The organism is Frankia sp. AgB1.9 (assembly GCF_016786355.1).
In the GTDB taxonomy this organism is placed as follows: Bacteria; Actinomycetota; Actinomycetes; order Frankiales; family Frankiaceae; genus Pseudofrankia.
Genome location: NZ_JADWYX010000058.1, coordinates 8,669 through 27,559 on the forward strand (window position 1 = coordinate 8,669; position 18,891 = coordinate 27,559).

Sequence of the window (18,891 nt, forward strand, 5' to 3'; positions counted from 1 at the left end):
CGCGGCGGGGCGGCACGGACCGCGCGGGGCCACCGGGGCCGGGGCGCCTCCGGGGCCCGGGCGGCCGGGGGGGGGCGGGGCGGCGCCGGTGCCCGTCGTCGTGCCGGGCGCGCACGGCCTCGCGGTCGGCCCGAACGGCGCGGTCTACGTCAGCGTCCCGGCCCGCCACGTCGTCCTGCGGATCGGGCCGGACGCCGGCGTGTGGCCGGTGCTCGGCACCGGCGAGGCTGGCTTCTCCGGCGACACCGGCTCGGCCCGCCGCTCCCGGGTCGACACCCCGACCGGCCTCGCCGCCGGCCCGGACGGCTCGCTGTTCGTGGCCGACAGTGGCAACGGTCTGATCCGGCGGGTCGACGTCGGCGCGGACCTGGTCGACACGGTCGCCGGCGGCGCGGCCAGGGCCAGGCCGGACGGCGCCGAATCGCGCGGCTGGACCAGCCTCGACCCGGCCGACCTCGTCCTGCGCGGCCCGCGCGGCCTCACCGTCGACGTCGCCGGACGCCTCGTCATCGCCGACACCGGCAACCATCGGGTCCTGCGGGTCGACCTCCGGCCGGCCGGCGCCGCACCAGCGAGTGCCTCGCCTGCCGGCCAGCCCGGCGACTCCGGCGACGGCGGCCCGGCGGCGAGGGCCCGGCTGCTGCGGCCGTCGGGGGTGCTCGCGCCGGCGGACGGGCGGGTCCTGGTCGCGGACACCGGCAACGGCCGCGTCCGCGCCGTCACCCCCGCCGGGCAACTGCTCACCGTCGCCGGCGGCCGGTACCAGCCGCCGAGTGACCCACTGGCCACCTCCTGGGACGGCGCCGGACCACGGCTGACGGCGCCCGCCTCGCTCGCCGTGACGGCGCGGGGCCAGCTGGTCGTCGCGGACAGCGTGGCCGGTCGGCTCACGGTCCTCACGCTGGACGGCTCGGTCGGTCAGGCGCCGGCCGGCCACGCCGGCGGCCCGACGGCCACCCGGCCGAGGCCCGCGCACCCCGCCACGCCCCCGTGGCCGTCGTCCTCAGGGCCGAACGCGCTGGCGGTCTGGCCCGCCGGCGACGGCGAAACGATCCTGGCGACCGGTGCGGCGGACGGCCGGATCACAGTGCTGCGCGTGGACGGCACCGTCGGCGCGCTCGCGGCCATCGGCCCCCGCTGAGCGCCGGTTCAGCGGGAGAGCTGCGGGATCCGCTGGGTGGCGATGGCCGCCCAGGCCGACGGGCCGGTGAGCGGGGTGAACCGGGCCGCCGCGTCGGTCAGCGCGGCGTACTGGTCGTCGCTCAGCGCGATCTCGGCGGCCGCGGCGTTGGATTCCAGTTGCGCCACGCTGGAGGCGCCCGGGATCGCGATCACGCACGGGTTGTGGATCACCCAGGCCAGCGCGATCTGCGCGCAGCTCGCGTCGTGCGCCGCCGCCACCTCGCGCAGCACGTCGAGCAGCGGGGTGACCCGGGCCAGGTTCTCGGTCAGGAACAGCGGGTTGCCGATCCGGACCTTGCCGGCGGGCTGGTTAGTCACGTCGTACCGGCCGGAGAGCAGGCCCTGCGCCAACGGGCTCCAGGCGATGATCAGCCGGCCGGACCGTTCGGCATACGGGATCAGGATCTCGTCCGGGGCCCGGTGCACCAGGCTGTACTCGACCTGGTTGGACAGCACCGGCCCGCCGAGCGCCGTCTCGGCCGCCTGCCAGCGGGTGAGCGAGTAGTTCGAGACGCCGACGTGGTCGATCAGCCCGACCTCGCGCAGCCCGCGCATGCCGCGCATCGCCGGGCCGTCCTTGATGATCGGGTTCGGCTGGTGCATCTGGTAGAGGTCGAGCCGGCGGATCCCGAGGCGCCGGGCGCTGGCGAGGCCGCGCTGCTCGACGACCGAGGCCACCGGGACGACCGGGAGGATCTTCGTCGCGATGAAGGCGGTCTCGGCGAGCTCCTCGCCGGCGTCCCGCAGCGCGGCGCCGACGATCCGCTCGCTCGCGCCCATCCCGTAGATCTCGGCGGTGTCGATCACGGTGATCCCGAGCTCGAGCGCGCGCCGCAGGATCTGGTGTGCCTCACGACGGGCGTAGTCCGGGCCGTAGCCCCAGTTGCCCGACCCGAACTGCCAGGTCCCCAGCCCGATCTTCGAGATCTTCTTCGAGCCCTTGACCGCGTCAAGCCCTGTCACATACCGCATGGACACAGTCAACACAGCTGCGTCGCCCGACGCTGTCCGACGCGCGACCATGTGCGCGCGAATCGGCACAACCAGGTTGCCCACCGGGCCGGCACTGGCACGGGTGACGGTGCGCGGCCCGCGCCCGCGGGTCCGGACGAGGACGACAGATGGCCAAATTGCATACTGTGCACGTGAGCGCGCCGCTGAGCGGAGTCATCCGGCTGCCGGACGGCACCCACATCCGGGGGCGGGGCCAGCGGGACGGTCTGCCCGACGGGCCGCGCCCGGAGCACGGCCTCTACCTGGGACGCGCGGGCGGGACCCCACGCCGGTCGGTGCGGCCGTCCAGCCAGCCCGCGGCCCCGACGGCCGCCGGCGAAGGCGACTGGCCCGCGGTCTGGCTCGACTGGCCCGACTTCCGTACCCCGCGCGACCCGCACGCCGCCGCCCAGGCGATCGGCGAGGCCTACCAGCTGGCCCACGCCGGCCGCCGCGTCGAGGTCGCCTGCCGAGGGGGCACCGGCAGGACCGGGACGGTGCTCGCGTGCATGGCGGTCCTCGCCGGCCACCCCGCCGAGGACGCCGTCGCCTGGACGCGTCGCCACTACCGGCCCCGCGCCGTCGAGACTCCTGGCCAGCGCCGCTGGGTCCGGTGGTTCGCCGCGCTCACCGAGGCCGCGCGGCCCGAGTGAGCTCGGCCCCGGGACGTGCCCGGGTGATCCCCTTGTGAGCCAGGCCGCGGTCGCCTATCGTCCGACCCAGTCGGTGGAACGTGTTCTAGTTCACTGGGAGGACCCGTTGTCGGAGTCGGTCACGGAGCCGGGGTCGCTCGTTGAGACCACCGAGCCGGGGTCGCTCGCCGAGGCCCCAGAGCCGCTCGTGCTCGCCGAGGCATCTAAGCCGCTCGTGCTCGCCGAGGCCTCTGAGCCGCTGGTGCTCGTGGAGGCTGACGGTGCCGTGCTGACGGTGACGTTGAACCGGCCGGCCAAGCGGAACGCCACCAACGCGGAGGTGCTCTGCCGGCTCTACGACGCCTGGCGCCGGCTCGACGAGGACGACTCGCTGCGGGTCGCGATCCTCACCGGGGCGGGCAGCACGTTCTGCGCCGGCATGGACCTGGGCGAGATCATCCGGCTGCGCCAGGGGGTCCGGGACAACGAGTGGATCATCCGGCTGCAGGACGACCCGGGTATCTCGCTGAAGGCCTACCTGAAGCGGTACCGGCCGACGAAGCCGGTGATCCTGGCCGTGGAGGGCTTCGCCCGGGCGGGCGGCACGGAGATCCTGCAGGGCACCGACATCCGGGTCGCCGGGGAAAGCGCCGTGTTCGGGGTGACCGAGGTGCAGCGCGGCCTGTTCCCGATGGCCGGCTCGGCGGTCCGGCTGCGCCGCCAGATCGGCTACGCCGTCGCCGCGGAGATGCTGCTGACCGGCGCGGACCTGACCGCGCGACGCGCGCACGAGCTCGGCCTGATCAACCACGTCGTACCGGACGGGCAGGCACTGGCCAAGGCCCGCGAGATCGCCGACCGGATCGCGCGCAACGGCCCGCTGGCGGTGCGTGCCATCCTCGCGACCCTGCGCGAGACGGAGACACTGCCCGAGACGGACGCCTTCGGCATCGAGGAGCGCCAGGGCGGCGCCGTCATGCGCTCGAAAGACGCCATGGAGGGCCCAATCGCCTTCCTGGAGAAGCGCGACCCCGTCTTCACTGGTACTTAGACCTGGAGGGGAAGGGGTGTCCGGATGCTGAGCGTCTTCTGTTTCGACCGGCTGGCCGTGACCGTCAGGGATCTGTACTTCGTCGATCCGGACCCGGCGCCCGGCCAGGAGGGGCCCGAGCGCGGGGTGCGCGTCGAGCTGCGGCTCGTCGAGCCCCAGCCGTGGCGCGGGTCGATCTACGCCTCGCAGCGGATCGTCGTCGACACGTCTTTGCTGCGCGTCGATCTGCTGGAGTCCGTGGAGCGCGGACCGGGCAGCCGCGACCGGGTGCACCACCACCCGGTGGTGACCGACAACGAGCCGGGCGAACGGGTCTTCGACCGGGCCCTGACCGGCGACCCGGTCGCCTGGCTGCGCGACCGGCTGGCCGACCCGATGGCGCTGCTCGCGGCGGCACAGGTCGACGACCTGGCCGACTATGAGGAGTCGGCCACCGAGCTGACGGCCTCACTGCCGCAGGTCGTCGAAGCGGTCGCCAGCAGCCTCGAACGGGTCCGCGCCGGCGAACTGGCCCTCACCCGCACCCGGGGCACCTGAACACGTCGCCGCCCACCCGGTCCGACAGCGCCACCATCCAGTAGTCCCAGATTTGGGAGTCCCAAATCTGGGACCTTGACGCATACCGGACCCGGTAAGCCTGCACGGGCAGTAGAACCGGTTCTACGATCGCGGGGTGGAAGAGCTTGGGCACCCCGTGTGGGACGCGGACAACCACTACTACGAGGCCGTCGACGCCTTCACCCGGCATCTGGACCCGCGGGACGGGCCGCGCTGCGTGCAGTGGGCGACGATCAACGGCCGGCAGTACCACGTACTCGGCGGCCAGGTCAGCCGGGCGGTGTCCAACGCGACGTTCGACCCGATCTCCAGGCCGGGCTGCCTCGCGGCCTACTTCCGGGGCAACCCCGACAAGGCCAACCCGCTCGACCTGATCCGCGACAGCGAGCCGGTCCGGGCCGAGTACCGCGACCCGGCCGCCCGGCTGCGGGTCCTCGACGAGCAGGGGCTGGAGGGCTGCTTCCTGTTCCCCACGCTCGGCATGATCTACGAGGAGCCGCTGCGGCACGACCCGGTGGCGGTGACGACGACGTTCCGGGCGTTCAACCGCTGGCTCGCCGAGGACTGGACCTTCGACTACCGGGGACGAGTCCTCACCGCGCCGTACTTGACGCTCGCCGACGTCGACTGGGCCGTCGAGGAGCTGGAATGGGCCATCGACCACGGCGCCCGGATGGTCGTCATGCGGGCCGCCGCGCCGACGACGGCGCTCGGCCAGCGCAGCCCGTTCGACCCGATGTTCGCCCCGTTCTGGGCCCGGCTGAACGAGGCGGGGCTCGCGCTGGTCGTGCACGCCGGCGACAGCGGGGTGTCGTCCGACGGGTACGGCCCGGACAGCCACAGCTTCAGCTTCTCGGGCGCCGGCTACGGCCCGACGATCGCCAGCTTCGCGATCGAGGAGGCGGTGCACAACTACCTGCTGACGATGGTGCTGTCCAACCACCTGGCTCGGTACCCGAACCTGCGGGTCGCCTCGGTCGAGAACGGTGCCGAGTTCCTGCCGGACCTGTTCCGCAAGCTGCGCTCGCAGGCGCGCAAGCTGCCCGGCTGGTTCCGCGAGGACCCGGTGGAGATCTTCCGCCGGCACGTCTGGATCAACCCGTTCTGGGAGGACGACCTGGCCTCGGTGGTCGGCTGGGTCGGCGCCGACCGGGTCCTGTTCGGCTCCGACTGGCCGCACATCGAGGGCCTGCCGGCACCGCTGGACTACGTGCCGGAGACGAAGGCGCTCACCCCGACCGATCGCCGGCTGGTGCTGCGCGAGAACGCCGTCGCGCTCGCCACCCCGCGCCCGGCTTGACCCCCGGACAACGTCCCACGGGCCGCCCGCTCACAGGCGGCGGGTCAGCCGGAAGGACTTGATCGAGAAGCCGTTGCGGACGTACAGCCGGTGCGCGTCATACCGGTGGGTGCCGGCGTCGAGGTGCACCTGGACGCAGTGGTGGTAGCGGGCCTCGCGCTCCAGCCAGGCCAGCAGCCGGGACGCGTGGCCCTGGCCCCGGGCGGCGGGCACGGTCGACAGTTCGTCGACGACCAGAACCCGGCCGTGGGCCAGCATGTGCTGCAGCCGGAAGCCGGCCGCGGCGACGACCCGGCCCGAGGCCGCGTCCCAGGACCCGACGATCCGGTAGCCCTGGGGTCGCTGCACCTCGTTGACGAGCCGGACGAACCCGGCCGAGGTCAGGTGCGGGCGCAGCTGGCGCATCGCGTCGTACGCCTTCTCGGTCCCGTCCGCTCCCAGCTCCTCGATCTTCACAGTTCGTATTCTGCCAGTTGCAAGGCGTGATGGAGGGATTGGCCCACGCAAGGCCGCCTTGTCGCGACCCGTCCGCTCGGCCCGCGGACTGTGGTCCCGCTGGGCCTTCGGGGACCTGCCCGACTGGCCGGCCGGTCAGATTCCGTGGGCCTGCAGCCACATCTCCAGCAGGCCGACCTGCCAGAGCGCGTTCGCGCCGAGGTTGGTGCGCTCCTCGTTGGGCGCGGCGAGCGCCGCCGTCACCCACTCCGCCCGGTAGAGGCCGCGGCGGCGGGCCGCCGGGTCGTGCAGCGCCGCCGCCACCCGGTCGAGGATCGGGCCGGACAGGTGACGGATCGCGGGCACCGGGAAGTAGCCCTTCGGACGGTCGATCACCTCGTCCGGCAGCAGCGTCCGACTGATGTCCTTCAGGACGCCCTTGCCGCCGGAGGCGAGCTTGTACTCCGGCGGGCAGGCGGCCGCGAGCTCGACCAGCTCGTGGTCGAGGAACGGCGTGCGCGCCTCCAGCCCGGCGGCCATCGTCATGTTGTCGACCCGCTTCACCGGGTCGTCGACCAGCATGATCGTGGAGTCGATCCGCAGCGCCGCGTCGACGGAGGTCTGCGCGCCGGGGTACGCGAAGTGCTCGGCGACGAAGTGCCGGCTCGCGTCGGCCTCGATCAGGTGGTCGGGCGAGACGACCGCGGCCAGGTCGGCGTGGGCCCGGTCGGCGAAGACCCGCAGGTAGTTCTCGACGGCCTCCTCCCGTGGCACGGCGGCCAGCGGCCGATACCAGGAGTAGCCGGCGAACACCTCGTCGGCGCCCTGCCCGGACTGCACCACGGTCACGTCCTTGGCGACCTCCTGGGACAGCAGGTAGAACGCGACGCAGTCGTGGCTGACCATCGGCTCGCTCATCGCGTCGATGGCCGCGTCCACCGCGGGCGCCAGGTCCACGTTCGGCACGAGGATCTGATGGTGGTCGGTGCCGAAGTGCTTGGCGACCAGGTCGGAGTAGTGGAACTCGTCGCCCGTCTCGCCGCCGGCCGCGTCGAAGCCCACGCTGAACGTCGCCAGGCCCGCCTGCCCGGCCTGGGCGAGCAGCGCGACGATCATGCTGGAGTCCAGCCCGCCGGACAGCAGCACGCCGACGGGCACGTCGGCGACCATCCGGCGGCGCACCGCGACGCGCAGCTTCTCCGCGACGGCGTCGCGCCAGTCGAGCGCCGACCAGCTGGCGTGCTCGGCGCGGCGGGTGAAGTCGGGCCGCCAGTAGACCTTGTCGGTGCTGGTCCCGTCCGGCTCGATCACGCGGACCGTCGCCTGGGGCAGCTTGCGCACCCCGCGCAGGATCGTGCGCGGCGGCGGGACGATCGCGTGGAACGACAGGTAGTGGTGCAGCGCGACGAGGTCGAGCTCGGTGTCCACCCCGCCGCCGGCGAGCAGCGCGGGCAGGGTCGAGGCGAACCGGATCCGGCTGGCGTCGGCGCTGACGTAGAGCGGCTTGATGCCGAGGCGGTCCCGGGCGAGCACCAGCCGGCCGCTGTCACGCTCGTGGACGGCGATCGCGAACATCCCGGCGAAGTGGTCGACGAAGCCGACCCCCCACCGGTGGTAGGCCTTGAGCACGACCTCGGTGTCCGAGCCGGAGAAGAACCGGTAGCCGGCGGCGGTCAGCTCGTCGCGCAGCTCCTGGTAGTTGTAGACGCACCCGTTGAACACGACCGTGAGGCCCAGCTCCGGGTCGGTCATCGGCTGCGCGCCGCGCTCGGACAGGTCGATGATCTTCAGCCGACGGTGGCCGAGCGCCACCGGGCCGGCCGAGAACAGGCCGACGCCGTCCGGGCCGCGCCGCTCCAGCGCCGCCGTCATCCTGGCGACCGCCGCGACGTCAGCCGGCTGGCCGTCCAGCCGTAGCTCCCCGCTCAGCCCACACATGTCCGCTCCCGATCATCGCTCGTCCGGTCGTCGACTGCCGGTCGCGCCGCTCGCCCCTTTGCTCCGTTGTGCCCCGGATCGACCGGGGCATACCGGACCAGGTCAGCTCCGCAGTAGCCAGGTGTCCTTGCAGCCACCACCCCGGGACGAGTTCACGACGAGGCTGCCGGCCGGGGCGACCCGGCTGAAGGCCGCCGGCGCCACCACCGTCTGCTCGCCCTGGTACACGAACGCCCGGAGATCGACGGCGCGCGGCTCGAACCGGCCCTCGCCGGCCCCGGCCCCCGGGGCCTCGGCGGCCGTGACGTCGTCGACGGCCCAGGTCGGATGGGTCGACAGCGCGACCACCTCCTGGCCGATCCAGCGCCGCGGCTCGGCGAGCAGCTGCGCGCGAGCCTCCGTCAGCTCGTGCGCCTGGGCGCGCGGGCCGATCAGGACGCCGGCGCCGCCGTACCCGTCGACCGGCTTGACGACCAGCTCGTCGAGGTGGGCCAGCACGTGGTCGAGCTGCGCCGGGTCGCCGCAGACGTAGGTCGGGACGTCGTCCAGCACGGGCTGCTCACCCAGGTAGTACGGGATCAGCCGGTTGACGTAGGCGTAGACCACCTTGTCGTCGGCGACGCCGTTGCCCGGGGCGTTGGCCAGGCTGACGGTCCCGGCGGTGAGCGCGGCGGCCAGCGGGGGGCCGAGCGGCGCGCCGTCGGCACCGAGGGCGGCGTACAGGTCGTCGTCGTCGATCCGCCGGTAGAGCACGTCGACCGGCCGCGGCGCTCCGCCGGCCGGGTCGAGGTAGCGGACGGCACCGTCGTCGACGACGAGGTGACGCGGCTCCAGCAGCGGGACGACCATCTGCTCGGCCAGGAACTGGTGCTCGAAGTACGCGGAGTCCTCCGGCCCGCTGGTCAGCACCGCGACCGCCGGAACGCCGTGGCTGTCGCGGCCGCGGGCCCGGGTCGGCGCCGCGGCCACGAGCGCGGCGTGCAGCAGGGCCGGCACCGCGTCGAGGCCGAGAATCCCCGGCCGGACCGACAGCTCGGGCAGCGCGCCGCGAGTCAGCCAGCGCGCGGCGACCGCGTAGGCGGCCCCGGAGGGGATCCGCAGGTTGTCCTCCAGCACGAGCCACCGGCCGTCGCCGCCGCGAACCAGGTCGATGCCGCTGACGGTCGCGCGGATGGCGCCCGCGGGAACAGCGTGCCCCCAGTGCCGCAGGCCCGGCGACGCCGGCACGGCCCAGGCGGGCAGAATCCCGTCGGCGACGGCATGCCCGTCGGCGTAGACGTCCCGCAGGAAGGCCTCCAGCGCCCGGACCCGCTGGACCAGGCCAGTACCGATCATCGCCCAGTCGGCGGCGTCGACGATCCGTGGCACCAGGTCCATCGGAAGCGGCCGGGTCTCGTCCTCGCCTGCGACGCGGAAGACCATGCCCTGGGCGGTCTGGGTGGCCCGGCGGGCCGCGGCCCGCTCCGCGAGCGCCGCCGGGCCGATCCGTTCCAGCGTGCGCAGCACCCCCCGGTAGCTCGGGCGGACCAGGCCACGGGCGTCCAGGGCCTCGTCGTAGCCGTCCGGCTGGAAGTCCGGCCGGCCCTGGTACCCGGACAGCAGCGCCGGCGCGACCCGGTCGGCCCGGGCCAGCGCGGTGGAGTCACCGGAGCCCGCGGCGGCCGCCGAGCCGGTCAGGCTCGGCTCGGCCTGGCGGGTGCGGGCGAGCAGCAGGTCGGCGGCGTCCGTCAGCAGGCCGCGGCGCAGGAAGGCCCGGCGGGCCGCGGCGGCGGCGCTGCCACGCTGAATAGCCTGCTCGGCGAGCTCGGTCAGCAGCTCCCAGTCCCCCGCCGCCTCCAGCTGGGGCCGGATCTCGGCGAGCAGCCGACCCAGCAGGTCCTCGGCCGGCACCGGCCCCGCGCCGCCGCCCGACGGCTCTACGAGGTCACCCTCCAGCCCGGAGCGGGCGGCCCGCCAGGTGGCGGCCCGCAGCAGCTCGGCGCGCGGCAGCTCGACGGGCGCCCCGGCCTCGATCGCGGCGACCGAGTGGCTGACCAGGCCGCGGAACAGGCCCGCGATCAGCACGACGGTGTCCACGTCCGGGCAGGCGTCGCAGACGCGCAGCTCGACGGTGGGCAGGTGGGCCGACGGCCGGATGTCGAAGTAGACCATGCCCGGGTCGCTGATCACCCCGGACTTGACCAGGTCGGCGACCAGCTGGTCGTACTCGGCGGCGGTCTGGAACCGGCCGGTCACCCCGGCGGTCGGCCAGCGCTGCCAGACCATCGTGCGCATGCTCGCGTAGCCGCTGTCGGCGCCCAGCCAGAACGGCGAGCTCGCCGAGAGGGCCAGGAACAGCGGCAGCCAGGGGCCGACCCGGGCGATGACCGCCATGGCGGTGTCCCGGTCACCGACGTCGACATGCACGTGCGCCCCGCAGATCACCTGCTCCCGGGCGAGGATCTGGTACTCCTCGGTCATCTGCAGGTAACGCGGGTCGCGGCTGACCTCCAGCCGGTCCGGGTCGACGATCGGGACGGTGCCGGCGGCGACCGGACCAAGCCCGAGCGGCTCGGCGGCCGCGGCCAGCTCCTGACGCAGGTCGACCAGGTCGGCGCGCAGCGCGGCCAGATCGCGGGTCGGCGCGCTGTTCGTCTCCACGACGGACTTGAGGAGCTCGGAGGTGAAGCGCCCGGCTGGCAGTGCCTCCAGAATCTCCCCGGCCCGGGGGACCAACGCCCGGGTGACCAGATCGAGGATGTGGAACTCCTCCTCGACGCCGACGGCCGGAATCGGCGTGTCGCTCATGGTCGCCACGCTACGTCTCCTCGGTTGCGGCGGCATGTGGCGGGTGTGAACCGCCCGCCCGTCCAGCGCTTCGTGCCCACCGGCCGGTCGTCTCACCCGTCGCCGGCCACACCGGTCGCCCGGGAGCCGCCGGCGTCTGGGCAGGCAGTGGCGCTGGCCGGCTCGTCAGGCCGCCCGGCACCCGGGTCGAACAACGGCGAGCAGGATGGGCGGAAGGACTCTCCGGCGTACTGTGGCGAGCATGCCCGTGAAAACCCCAACGAATGCGCCGGAAATGATTTCGGAAACCGTTTCGGCGCCTATTCCGGTGGGTGTCCTGGAAATCACGCTGAACGCGCTGGACGGCCGGAGGAACGGGCCATTCCGCCACCGAGGGCATCGGTGACCGGTCCGACGAACCACGCGGCCGACGAGCAGCGCAGTCCGCGCCCGCACGCCGGCCACGGCCCGGACGGCGCGTCCAGGACCGCCTCCCCGAACGTCTCGCCGGCCGCCTCCCCGGCCGCCTCGCGGCACGAGGAACGACCCGACGCGGGCCACCCTGAGCCCGACCACGACCAGCCTGGCGGCGGCCACGACGGTCACCACCATGGCCCAGGCGGGCATACCCACCGGCCGTCGGCGTCGGCGGACGCCAGGCTGCTGACCGCGGCGCTGGCCCTGATCGGTGGCTTCCTGATCGCCGAGGCGATCGTCGGCTTCGCCGTCGGCTCGGTCGCGCTGCTGTCGGACGCGGCGCACATGCTCACCGACGCGGGCTCGCTGGCGCTGGCGCTGGTCGCGATGCGCCTGGCCGCGCGCCCGGCGGGCGGCCCGCTGACCTACGGCTGGCGGCGAATCGAGATCCTCTCCGCGCAGGCGAACGGCTTCGCGCTGCTCGCGCTCGCCCTGGTGCTGGCCGTGCCGGCGATCGGCCGGCTCGTGCACCCGACCGGCGTCGCCGGCCCGCCGGTCCTGGTCACCGCACTCGTCGGGGTCGCGGTGAACGTCGGGGCGACGACGCTGCTGGCCCGCGCCGACCGGCGCAGCCTGAACGTCGAGGGCGCCTTCCAGCACGTGCTCACCGACCTGTTCGCCTTCCTGGCGACGGCCGCGGCCGGCCTTGTGATCATCCTGACCGGGTTCACCCGGGCCGACCCGCTCGCCGCGCTGGTCGTCGCCGCGATGATGGTCCGCGCCGGGTACGGCCTGATCCGTGACACCGGCCGGGTCTTCATGGAGGCGGCCCCGGTCGGCGTCGACCCGGCGGAGATCGGCCGGGCGCTGGCCGCCCTCGACGAGGTGGCCGACGTGCACGACCTGCACGTCTGGGAGGTCACCTCCGGGATGGCCGCGCTGTCCGCGCACCTGCTGGTCGACCCGGCCGGGGACTGCCACCGGATCCAGGACGCCGCCCGCCACCTGCTGCGGGAGCGCTGGCGGATCGACCACGTCACCCTGCAGGTCGACCACGCCGAGCCGACCCTGCTGACGATCACCCTCGGCCCCCGCTGGCAGTGCTCCGTCACCCCGACACCGCCGGAGCCGGGCCACGACGCGGGTGAGGGATAACCGGACACCGCCGACATCCCGGCGCGGGAGAACCGCGCGGAGAACAACGCCGCGTGACGACAGGAACTGGCGGGTGACGGGAGAACGGGGCCGGTGTCCCGGCACCGGCCCCGTTCTCGGATCCAGTGTCCGTCCGCCCGCGGGCGCCGGCGCCGGCGGGTCTACTCGGCGCGGCCGGTACACCACGCGCGATCGACACGCGGACATCCGCGCACACGGGCGGAACGCGCAATTGCGACATTTATGGCTGAACGGTGAGCGTGCGACGCGGCACCGGGAACGACATTCACCCATCCCGGAGTGAGGCACGTCACGTGACCGGGACCATTTATTCAGTAATCAGCTGAAGCCTGCTAGACACAAGCACGTGATCGGGGACGAGGCGGGCATCCTGACCGCCGGGGGCGCGACCGAGGCCGCGGCGGGCACCGCGCCCGCCGACGAGGCCGCGCGGACCGGCGTACCGGTGGGCAGCCCGTTCGCCGACGCCGCCGGCGCCCGCCTGCTCACCACCGCCGCGGGGCGTGCCACCGCCACGATGACCATTCCGGCCTGGCTCGCCGGCCCGACGCCCGGTGGCCACCTCGGCACGGCCGCCGTCGCCGCCCTCGCGGAGATCGCGATGGGTGCCGCGGGCAACGCCGGGCTGGCGGCCGACGAGCTGACCCAGACCGCGGCTCTCCAGCTGCACACCCGCGGCCCGGCCGAGGGCTGGCCTGGCCTCGGGGCGGCCGCGCCCGCGGTGTCGGTGTTCGTCCCCGCGCAGGCGGCCGGCCGGACCCGTCCGCGCCAGGTCGAGCTGCGCGCCGAGGCGCGGGTGCAGGACACCGAGGCGGACGAGGCCGGCGCGCCGCTACGCCGGGTGACCGCGACCGTCAGCACCCCGGCGGCCGCCCGCTGGCGACGGCCACCGCGATCCGCGCCGTCATCCGGTCGACGAGCGCCGACCGGGACCGCGCCGAGGACGCCGCCGGGCTGGCCGACCGCGCCGGCCCGACCGACCGCGGTCAGGCGGACGCGGCGGCGCGGCAGACACCCGACGGGCTGGTCCGCCACCGGCCGCCGTCGCATCCCCTGCTCGCGGAGCTGGCCGCCGACGTGGACCACGACGGCGACCGGGTGACCCTGCGGCTGACGCCGCCGGCCTGGCTCGCCAACCGCCTCGGCCGGGTGCACACGGCCGCCAGCTGCGCGCTCGTGGAGGCGGCGATCGGCACCGTGCTCGCCCGGCGGCTGCCGACCGGCTCCACGGTGCACACCCTGTCGCTCGACCTGACGGTCGTCCGCTTCCTGACGCTGGAGGCGGAGGTGACGGCGGTGGCGACTGTCCGCCACCTCGGGCGGCGACTGGCCGTGGTCGACGTCGAGGTGGGTCAGGCAGCAGCGCCACCGAGCGTGCTCGGCAGGGCGACGGTCTCCCGCACCAGCCACCGTCTGTCGCAGCCGTAGAATCCCTGGTTGAGACGCCAGCTGACGGCGGTCGGCAGCGGCGGAACCAGTAGTCCGTAGGCAACCTACATTTACGGATCGTAATCAGGCATCTTCACAGTGTGTTACATTCTTCGTATCACACCGTGGTATTACGCGACCCGTGACCGAGTGACTACAACTCCCCTGCAAGACTCACCGCGACATCGCGAGAGCGAGCTCGCGGCCTGGGCGGCAGGCCGCCCAGCCACCCACAGGGGGACGAGTCATGGCGTTACTGCAACCGGCCACCAATCTCGACACGGCCCGCCGGAGCGCCCACCCGGTGCGCATGACCAGAGTGGGCGGCCCGATGGGCACAGCGGTGGGCGCGGCCGCGCTGGCCGGCGGAACGGGTCGCCCCGCCCCGCCGTCGCTGCTGGACGACGGGCGGGTCGGGCGCCATGTGCGGGTCCCCAAGACCGCCGAGCTGGTCGCCGCGCACCTGCGCCGGCAGATCGTGCGCGGCGAGCTGGTCGAGGGCGACGCCCTGCCTCCCGAGGCGGTCCTCATGGAGCAGTTCGGCGTCTCCAGGCCGACGCTGCGCGAGGCCTTCCGCGTCCTGGAATCGGAGGCGCTGATCTCGGTCCGCCGCGGCGCGCACGGCGGCGCCCGGGTGCACCGGCCGGACGGTCACGTCGCGGCCCGCTACGCCGGGCTCGTGCTGGAGCACAGGCAGACGACGGTCGCCGACGTCCAGCACGCGCGGGCGTCCCTGGAGACGCCAGCGGTACGGATGCTGGCCGAGGCGCCGGCCGGGCCGGTGCTGAGCCGGCTGCGGGCCGCGCTGAGCGAGTCCGCCGCGGCGATGGACGGCGACCAGGTGACCGCCGCTCCGGCGGCCAGCCAGGACGGCACCGGCCCGGACCCGTGGGCGGCGCTGAACGGCTTCCACCACCTGCTCGTCGAGCTGGCCGGAAACCAGACGCTCACGGTGATCGACAACATGCTCCGCCACATCCTGCACACCGCGGCGACCGGCCACCAGCCGGCGGCGGGCGAGCGTCCCGAGCTGTCGGGCCCCGCCGACGCGGAGGGCCGGGACGAGCTGGGCGCGCACCTGGACGTGCACCGGCGCCTGGTGGAGCTGATCGAGCAGGGCGACCCGGACGCGGCGGAGGCGCTCTGGCGCCGGCACGTGGCCGAGGCCGCCGACGAGCAGTCGGCTGCGCTGCTCGACCTGCTCGGCGGCTGAGGCCCGACCTCTGGTCACGCCTTGGTGCGGGACCGCGGCAATCGCCGTGGTCCCGCACCCAGGACCGGCCCGGACGGCCTCGCGCGCACCGCGCGCACAAGTCGTCGCGCCGATTCGCCCATCCGTGTGGTGGAGCCCCCGTCCCGGGGTCTAGCGTGTGGCGCCATGGCGCCTGCGGGTCTTGCCTGGCAGACGCTTCCCGAGCCAGGCGTGCTGGCGCTCGTGGACACCGTGTCCCGACGCGCAGCCGCTCTCGCGCGCCCGGACCCGGCCGACCTGCCCATCACCGAGCTGGTCACCGTCGAGCAGCAGGTGGCCCGCTGGCTGGATCCGACCACCCGTTCCGACGCGGAGACCGTCCTCGCCGGCCGCCTCGCGGGCGACCCGATGCCGACGCTGCGCTCGGTGTGCTGGCTGATCGCCTCGTGGGCCGTCGTGCTGCACCTGCGGACCGGGGCGGCGCCGTCCGAGGTGCTCGACCGGCTCACCCTCTGCGGCATCTGGCGCGGCCCACAGGCCCCGGAGACCGAGCGGGTCTGGGAGCTGCTGACCGCGCAGGTCCGTACCGGGGCGCTCGCCGCGCTCACCGACGACGTCGGCACGGCCACGGCGTTCCGCGCGGCGGCTCACACCCGGGTCGCGGGCTACGCCGAGTGCCTCCTGCACCACAGCCTCATGCTGATGTCGAGCCTCTGGCTCACCCTGGGCGCCCACGGCCTGGAGCCGCCGGACGTCGCCGCCACGCTGGCCGTTTACACCCACGACGGGTACGACCGTCCGCAGGGCTCGTTCCGCCCGCTGGGCTGACCGGCCCCCGGGCGGTGGTCAGGCCGAGCGGGTCGGGGACCGCAGGGAACGGCTGACCGCGCGGGTGGCCGGCTGGTGGGCCGCCGCGCGCGGCCCTCCCCTGCTGGTGGCCGCCCGGCTGACCGCGTGGGCCGGCTCCTCGTCCAGCTCCGGCTCGGCCAGCGGCGCCTCGTGCTCCGCGGCGTCGGCCGGGCCGCCCGCGCCCGTGCCATGGCACGCGGGCGCCGCGGGGCTCGCCAGGCGATCGGCGGCGTCACCGCCACCGTCGACGCCCGCGCCCGGCGCGCCGTCCCAGCTCTCGGGGTCGATGTAGATGGCCCTGGTCATCCCGCCGTGGCCGTGGACGGCGAGCAGGGTGTCCATGTTCGGGTAGATCGTGGTCGACTCCAGGCCGGACGCCCACCACAGGACGCAGGTGCCGTCCGGCGACTGGGCGCCGTAGGCGACGGCGCCGGTCCCCGACACCCCCGACACGTCCACGTCCCGTTCGAGCTGGAACCTGCGCACCTGCCGCGCGGACATCGGGTGGGATGACCTCCTCGTGGGGCGCGAGCGCCCCCGCGCCACCTGGCCGGGCCGCCGAAGTGCGCGACCGGCACGGCACCGGCCGTGCGGCCCGCCTGACGACCAGGCACGGGCCAGTCTCAGCCCGGTCGGCATACGGTAACGGGTCCGGGCACGCGCGGTCATTCTTTTCGCGCGCACGGCCACCACCGGGCCGGTGCACCGTGATCGGATCCGCAGGTGGGACCGCCCCGGCCCGGCCAGCCGGGACCACAGCCGCGATGCCGCCGGCTGGCCGCCGGCGGTCAGGGCGCCGTGCGGACGGTGACCGGTACCGGCAGGGCCGCGGACGCGGCGGGGGTCAGGAAACGTCCGTAGCGGGCGTCGCCGCGCAGGTAACGCTCCAGGTAGGCGACGGTGTACCAGCGGGCGATCTGCTGTGCCTGGGCGGCCACGACCATCGGCGGCAGGCAGGTGACCAGCGCGCCGAGCTGCAGGCGGACGCGGATCCCCTGTGGTACGAGTCCGTTCGCGGCCAGGTAGGCCTGGTCGCACAGGTCGGTGAACGAGTTGTGCGTCCCCTGCGGCACCCGGACCTCCAGCCGGTCCGGCGCCGACGTCAGCTCGCCGAACGTCTGGTCCGCGTTGTGCTCGATCGGCGTGAGCGGGTCGACGGTGCCCCCGATCAGCAACGTCGGCACCCGGATCCTGGCGACGACACCGGCCGGCAGCACCTCGCTCGCCGGCGAGATCGCCACGACGACCCGCACCCTCGGGTCGCCGGGCGCGTGCACGAACCCGACGGGCGAGACCAGCGCGGTCAGCCCGCCGAAGGAGAATCCGACGACCGCGACCTGGTCGGGGTTCAGCACCGGCCCGAACTCACGGTCGGGGCACAGCATCCAGTCGATGACCGCGCTGACGTCCAGCGGCCGGTCGCTCGCCTCGCCGATCTGGGACTCGTCCCGGCCGGCCGCGAAGTCGGCCATCGTGTCGCCCGGGTGGTCGGGCGCGGCGACGACGTAGCCGTGGCTGGCCAGCACCTCGGCCAGCGACGCTAGCTGCACCCGGTTACCGGCACTCCCGTGGGAGATCACCACCAGCGGGAAGCGCCCCCGTTCGACCGGTGCGTCCGCGACCGCCACCCGGGACTGGATCCCGACCCTCGGCGCGATCTCGTAGCTCGCCGGGTTCACCGACCCGCCGGCGGTGCCACCGGGTCTGGGCAGCCGGGCCTCGGACGGGTACCAGACGGCGGTGGTCAGCGTCCGGTTCCTGAACTCGTCGACGATCGTCACGGTCTGGTAGCCGACGCCGTGACCGCCGAGCTCGTCCGGCGCCGGCAGGTCATCGCCCGCGGCGCTGGCGAGGGCCGGGGACGCGAGGGCGGCCAGCGGGACCGTGAGCCCGGCCGGCCCGGACGCGGGCCCACTGCCGGCCAGCGCGAGCGCGGCGACCACGGCAAGCGCCGCGACGGACACCCTGCGACGGGATGAAACGCCCCGTACTCGCAGGTCCCCACGACCGGTCGGCGCCCCCACGCTACTGACGGTAGTCGAATTGCCGGCACGTCACGGCCCGACCACCGGGGCCGGTCACGACCGGCCGCGCCGAAACGGCTGGCGCGCTAGGGCTTGCGGGCGACGGCGCCGTAGATGATGTTGCCGCCGGCGATTGCCTCCGGTGACGGCGCGAGGTCGTCCGGCCGCCACAGGTGGGTCGGGGTGAGGCCGGGAGCGACGACCTCCAGGCCGTCGAAGAACCGCAGCGTCGCGGCGTGCGGGCGGGCGACGCAGGTCAGGCCCTGCGCGTGGTAGACGCCGACGGCCGTCTTCACCGGGCCGGGGTCGAAGTCCGCGGTCAGGCAGCTGAGCGTCAGGTAGCTGCCCGCCGGCAGCGCGGCCATCAGCTGCCGGACGATGTCGTACGCGCCGTCCTCGTCGTCGACGAAGTGCAGGATCGCCACCAGCGACAGCCCGACGGGCCTGGTCAGGTCGAGGGTCTCCAGCACCTCGGGCGAGGCGAGGATGCGCTCGGGGTCGCGGACGTCGGCGTCGAGGTAGGCGGTGCGGCCCTCGGGGGTGCTCGTCAGCAGGGCCCTGGCGTGCGCGAGGACGATCGGGTCGTTGTCGGCGTACACGATCCGGGCCTCGGGCGCGACGCCCTGCGCGACCTCGTGCAGGTTCGGCCGGGTCGGAATGCCGGTGCCGATGTCCAGGAACTGCCGGATGCCGGCCTCACGCGCGAGGAACCGGGTCGCGCGAACCAGGAAGGCCCGGTTCTGCACGGCCGACTGCGGCACCGCTGGCAGGACCTCGCGGACCTTCTCGCCGGCCACCCGGTCGGCCGGGAAGTTGTCCTTGCCGCCCAGATACCAGTCGTACATCCGGGCCGAATGCGCGACGTCGGTGCGCAGATCCACTGACTGAGCCGGCTCCGCCACCGCCACCGACCCCCCACTGTCCGCATCACCGAGTTTCGCAATCATAAT

16 protein-coding genes and 1 pseudogene are annotated in these 18,891 nt (G+C 74.3%); 10 read left to right on the forward strand and 7 right to left on the reverse strand.

Annotation, left to right across the window (positions count from 1 at the left end; all coding sequences use genetic code 11):
- Positions 1-1,141 (forward strand): annotated as a pseudogene (locus I6A60_RS22755) (serine/threonine protein kinase); the annotation flags it as partial.
- Between the two features lie 8 nt (positions 1,142-1,149).
- Here the strand turns inward: I6A60_RS22755 and I6A60_RS22760 are convergent.
- Entirely contained in the window at positions 1,150-2,154 is a 1,005-nt protein-coding gene (locus tag I6A60_RS22760) for an aldo/keto reductase (protein WP_203022294.1), read from the reverse strand.
- Positions 2,155-2,303: 149 nt separating this feature from the next.
- Between I6A60_RS22760 and I6A60_RS22765 the strand changes: the two genes are divergently transcribed.
- The 4 genes from I6A60_RS22765 (at position 2,304) to I6A60_RS22780 (ending at position 5,716) form a co-directional block, all read left to right on the forward strand.
- Complete coding sequence (locus tag I6A60_RS22765; protein WP_203022295.1) at positions 2,304-2,828, forward strand: protein-tyrosine phosphatase family protein; 525 nt, start codon at positions 2,304-2,306, stop codon at positions 2,826-2,828.
- Between the two features lie 214 nt (positions 2,829-3,042).
- Positions 3,043-3,858: a crotonase/enoyl-CoA hydratase family protein gene (locus I6A60_RS22770; RefSeq protein WP_203022327.1), complete on the forward strand. Its 816-nt coding sequence runs from the start codon at positions 3,043-3,045 to the stop codon at positions 3,856-3,858.
- Between the two features lie 24 nt (positions 3,859-3,882).
- Complete coding sequence (locus tag I6A60_RS22775; RefSeq protein ID WP_203022296.1) at positions 3,883-4,395, forward strand: hypothetical protein; 513 nt, start codon at positions 3,883-3,885, stop codon at positions 4,393-4,395.
- A 136-nt stretch (positions 4,396-4,531) separates the two neighbouring features.
- Positions 4,532-5,716 carry an amidohydrolase family protein gene (locus I6A60_RS22780; RefSeq protein WP_203022297.1) on the forward strand — a complete coding sequence of 395 codons (1,185 nt, stop codon included), beginning with the start codon at positions 4,532-4,534 and terminating at the stop codon, positions 5,714-5,716.
- 30 nt (positions 5,717-5,746) lie between these two features.
- Here the strand turns inward: I6A60_RS22780 and I6A60_RS22785 are convergent, their stop codons facing one another.
- From I6A60_RS22785 to I6A60_RS22795, 3 genes are all read right to left on the reverse strand, one after another.
- Positions 5,747-6,172 carry a GNAT family N-acetyltransferase gene (locus I6A60_RS22785; RefSeq protein ID WP_203022298.1) on the reverse strand — a complete coding sequence of 142 codons (426 nt, stop codon included), beginning with the start codon at positions 6,170-6,172 and terminating at the stop codon, positions 5,747-5,749.
- 135 nt (positions 6,173-6,307) lie between these two features.
- Positions 6,308-8,089: an N-acetylglutaminylglutamine amidotransferase gene (locus I6A60_RS22790; RefSeq protein ID WP_203022299.1), complete on the reverse strand. Its 1,782-nt coding sequence runs from the start codon at positions 8,087-8,089 to the stop codon at positions 6,308-6,310.
- A gap of 102 nt (positions 8,090-8,191) precedes the next feature.
- Positions 8,192-10,876: a carboxylate--amine ligase/circularly permuted type 2 ATP-grasp protein gene (locus I6A60_RS22795; protein ID WP_203041835.1), complete on the reverse strand. Its 2,685-nt coding sequence runs from the start codon at positions 10,874-10,876 to the stop codon at positions 8,192-8,194.
- A gap of 381 nt (positions 10,877-11,257) precedes the next feature.
- Between I6A60_RS22795 and I6A60_RS22800 the strand changes: the two genes are divergently transcribed.
- From I6A60_RS22800 to I6A60_RS22820, 5 genes are all read left to right on the forward strand, one after another.
- Positions 11,258-12,427, forward strand: a complete 1,170-nt coding sequence (locus tag I6A60_RS22800; RefSeq protein ID WP_203055684.1) for a cation diffusion facilitator family transporter — start codon at positions 11,258-11,260, stop codon at positions 12,425-12,427.
- A 367-nt stretch (positions 12,428-12,794) separates the two neighbouring features.
- Positions 12,795-13,550 carry a hypothetical protein gene (locus tag I6A60_RS22805; protein WP_203055685.1) on the forward strand — a complete coding sequence of 252 codons (756 nt, stop codon included), beginning with the start codon at positions 12,795-12,797 and terminating at the stop codon, positions 13,548-13,550.
- A complete protein-coding gene (locus I6A60_RS22810) occupies positions 13,526-13,876 on the forward strand; it encodes a PaaI family thioesterase (RefSeq protein WP_203055686.1) in 351 nt (116 codons plus the stop codon). The genes I6A60_RS22805 and I6A60_RS22810 overlap by 25 nt, the downstream gene beginning before the upstream one ends.
- A gap of 247 nt (positions 13,877-14,123) precedes the next feature.
- The gene (locus I6A60_RS22815; RefSeq protein ID WP_203022303.1) at positions 14,124-15,089 is read left to right on the forward strand and encodes a FadR/GntR family transcriptional regulator; all 966 of its coding nucleotides are present in this window, start codon (positions 14,124-14,126) and stop codon (positions 15,087-15,089) included.
- A 165-nt stretch (positions 15,090-15,254) separates the two neighbouring features.
- Positions 15,255-15,896 (forward strand): hypothetical protein, encoded by a 642-nt coding sequence (locus I6A60_RS22820; protein WP_203022304.1) that lies wholly within the window; start codon positions 15,255-15,257, stop codon positions 15,894-15,896.
- An 18-nt stretch (positions 15,897-15,914) separates the two neighbouring features.
- Here the strand turns inward: I6A60_RS22820 and I6A60_RS22825 are convergent, their stop codons facing one another.
- From I6A60_RS22825 to I6A60_RS22835, 3 genes are all read right to left on the reverse strand, one after another.
- The gene (locus I6A60_RS22825) at positions 15,915-16,418 is read right to left on the reverse strand and encodes a hypothetical protein (RefSeq protein ID WP_203022305.1); all 504 of its coding nucleotides are present in this window, start codon (positions 16,416-16,418) and stop codon (positions 15,915-15,917) included.
- Between the two features lie 287 nt (positions 16,419-16,705).
- The gene (locus I6A60_RS22830) at positions 16,706-17,881 is read right to left on the reverse strand and encodes a dienelactone hydrolase family protein (RefSeq protein WP_307873816.1); all 1,176 of its coding nucleotides are present in this window, start codon (positions 17,879-17,881) and stop codon (positions 16,706-16,708) included.
- 146 nt (positions 17,882-18,027) lie between these two features.
- Positions 18,028-18,888, reverse strand: coding sequence for an SAM-dependent methyltransferase (locus tag I6A60_RS22835; protein WP_203022306.1), 861 nt, complete (start codon positions 18,886-18,888; stop codon positions 18,028-18,030).
- Positions 18,889-18,891: the final 3 nt, after the last annotated feature.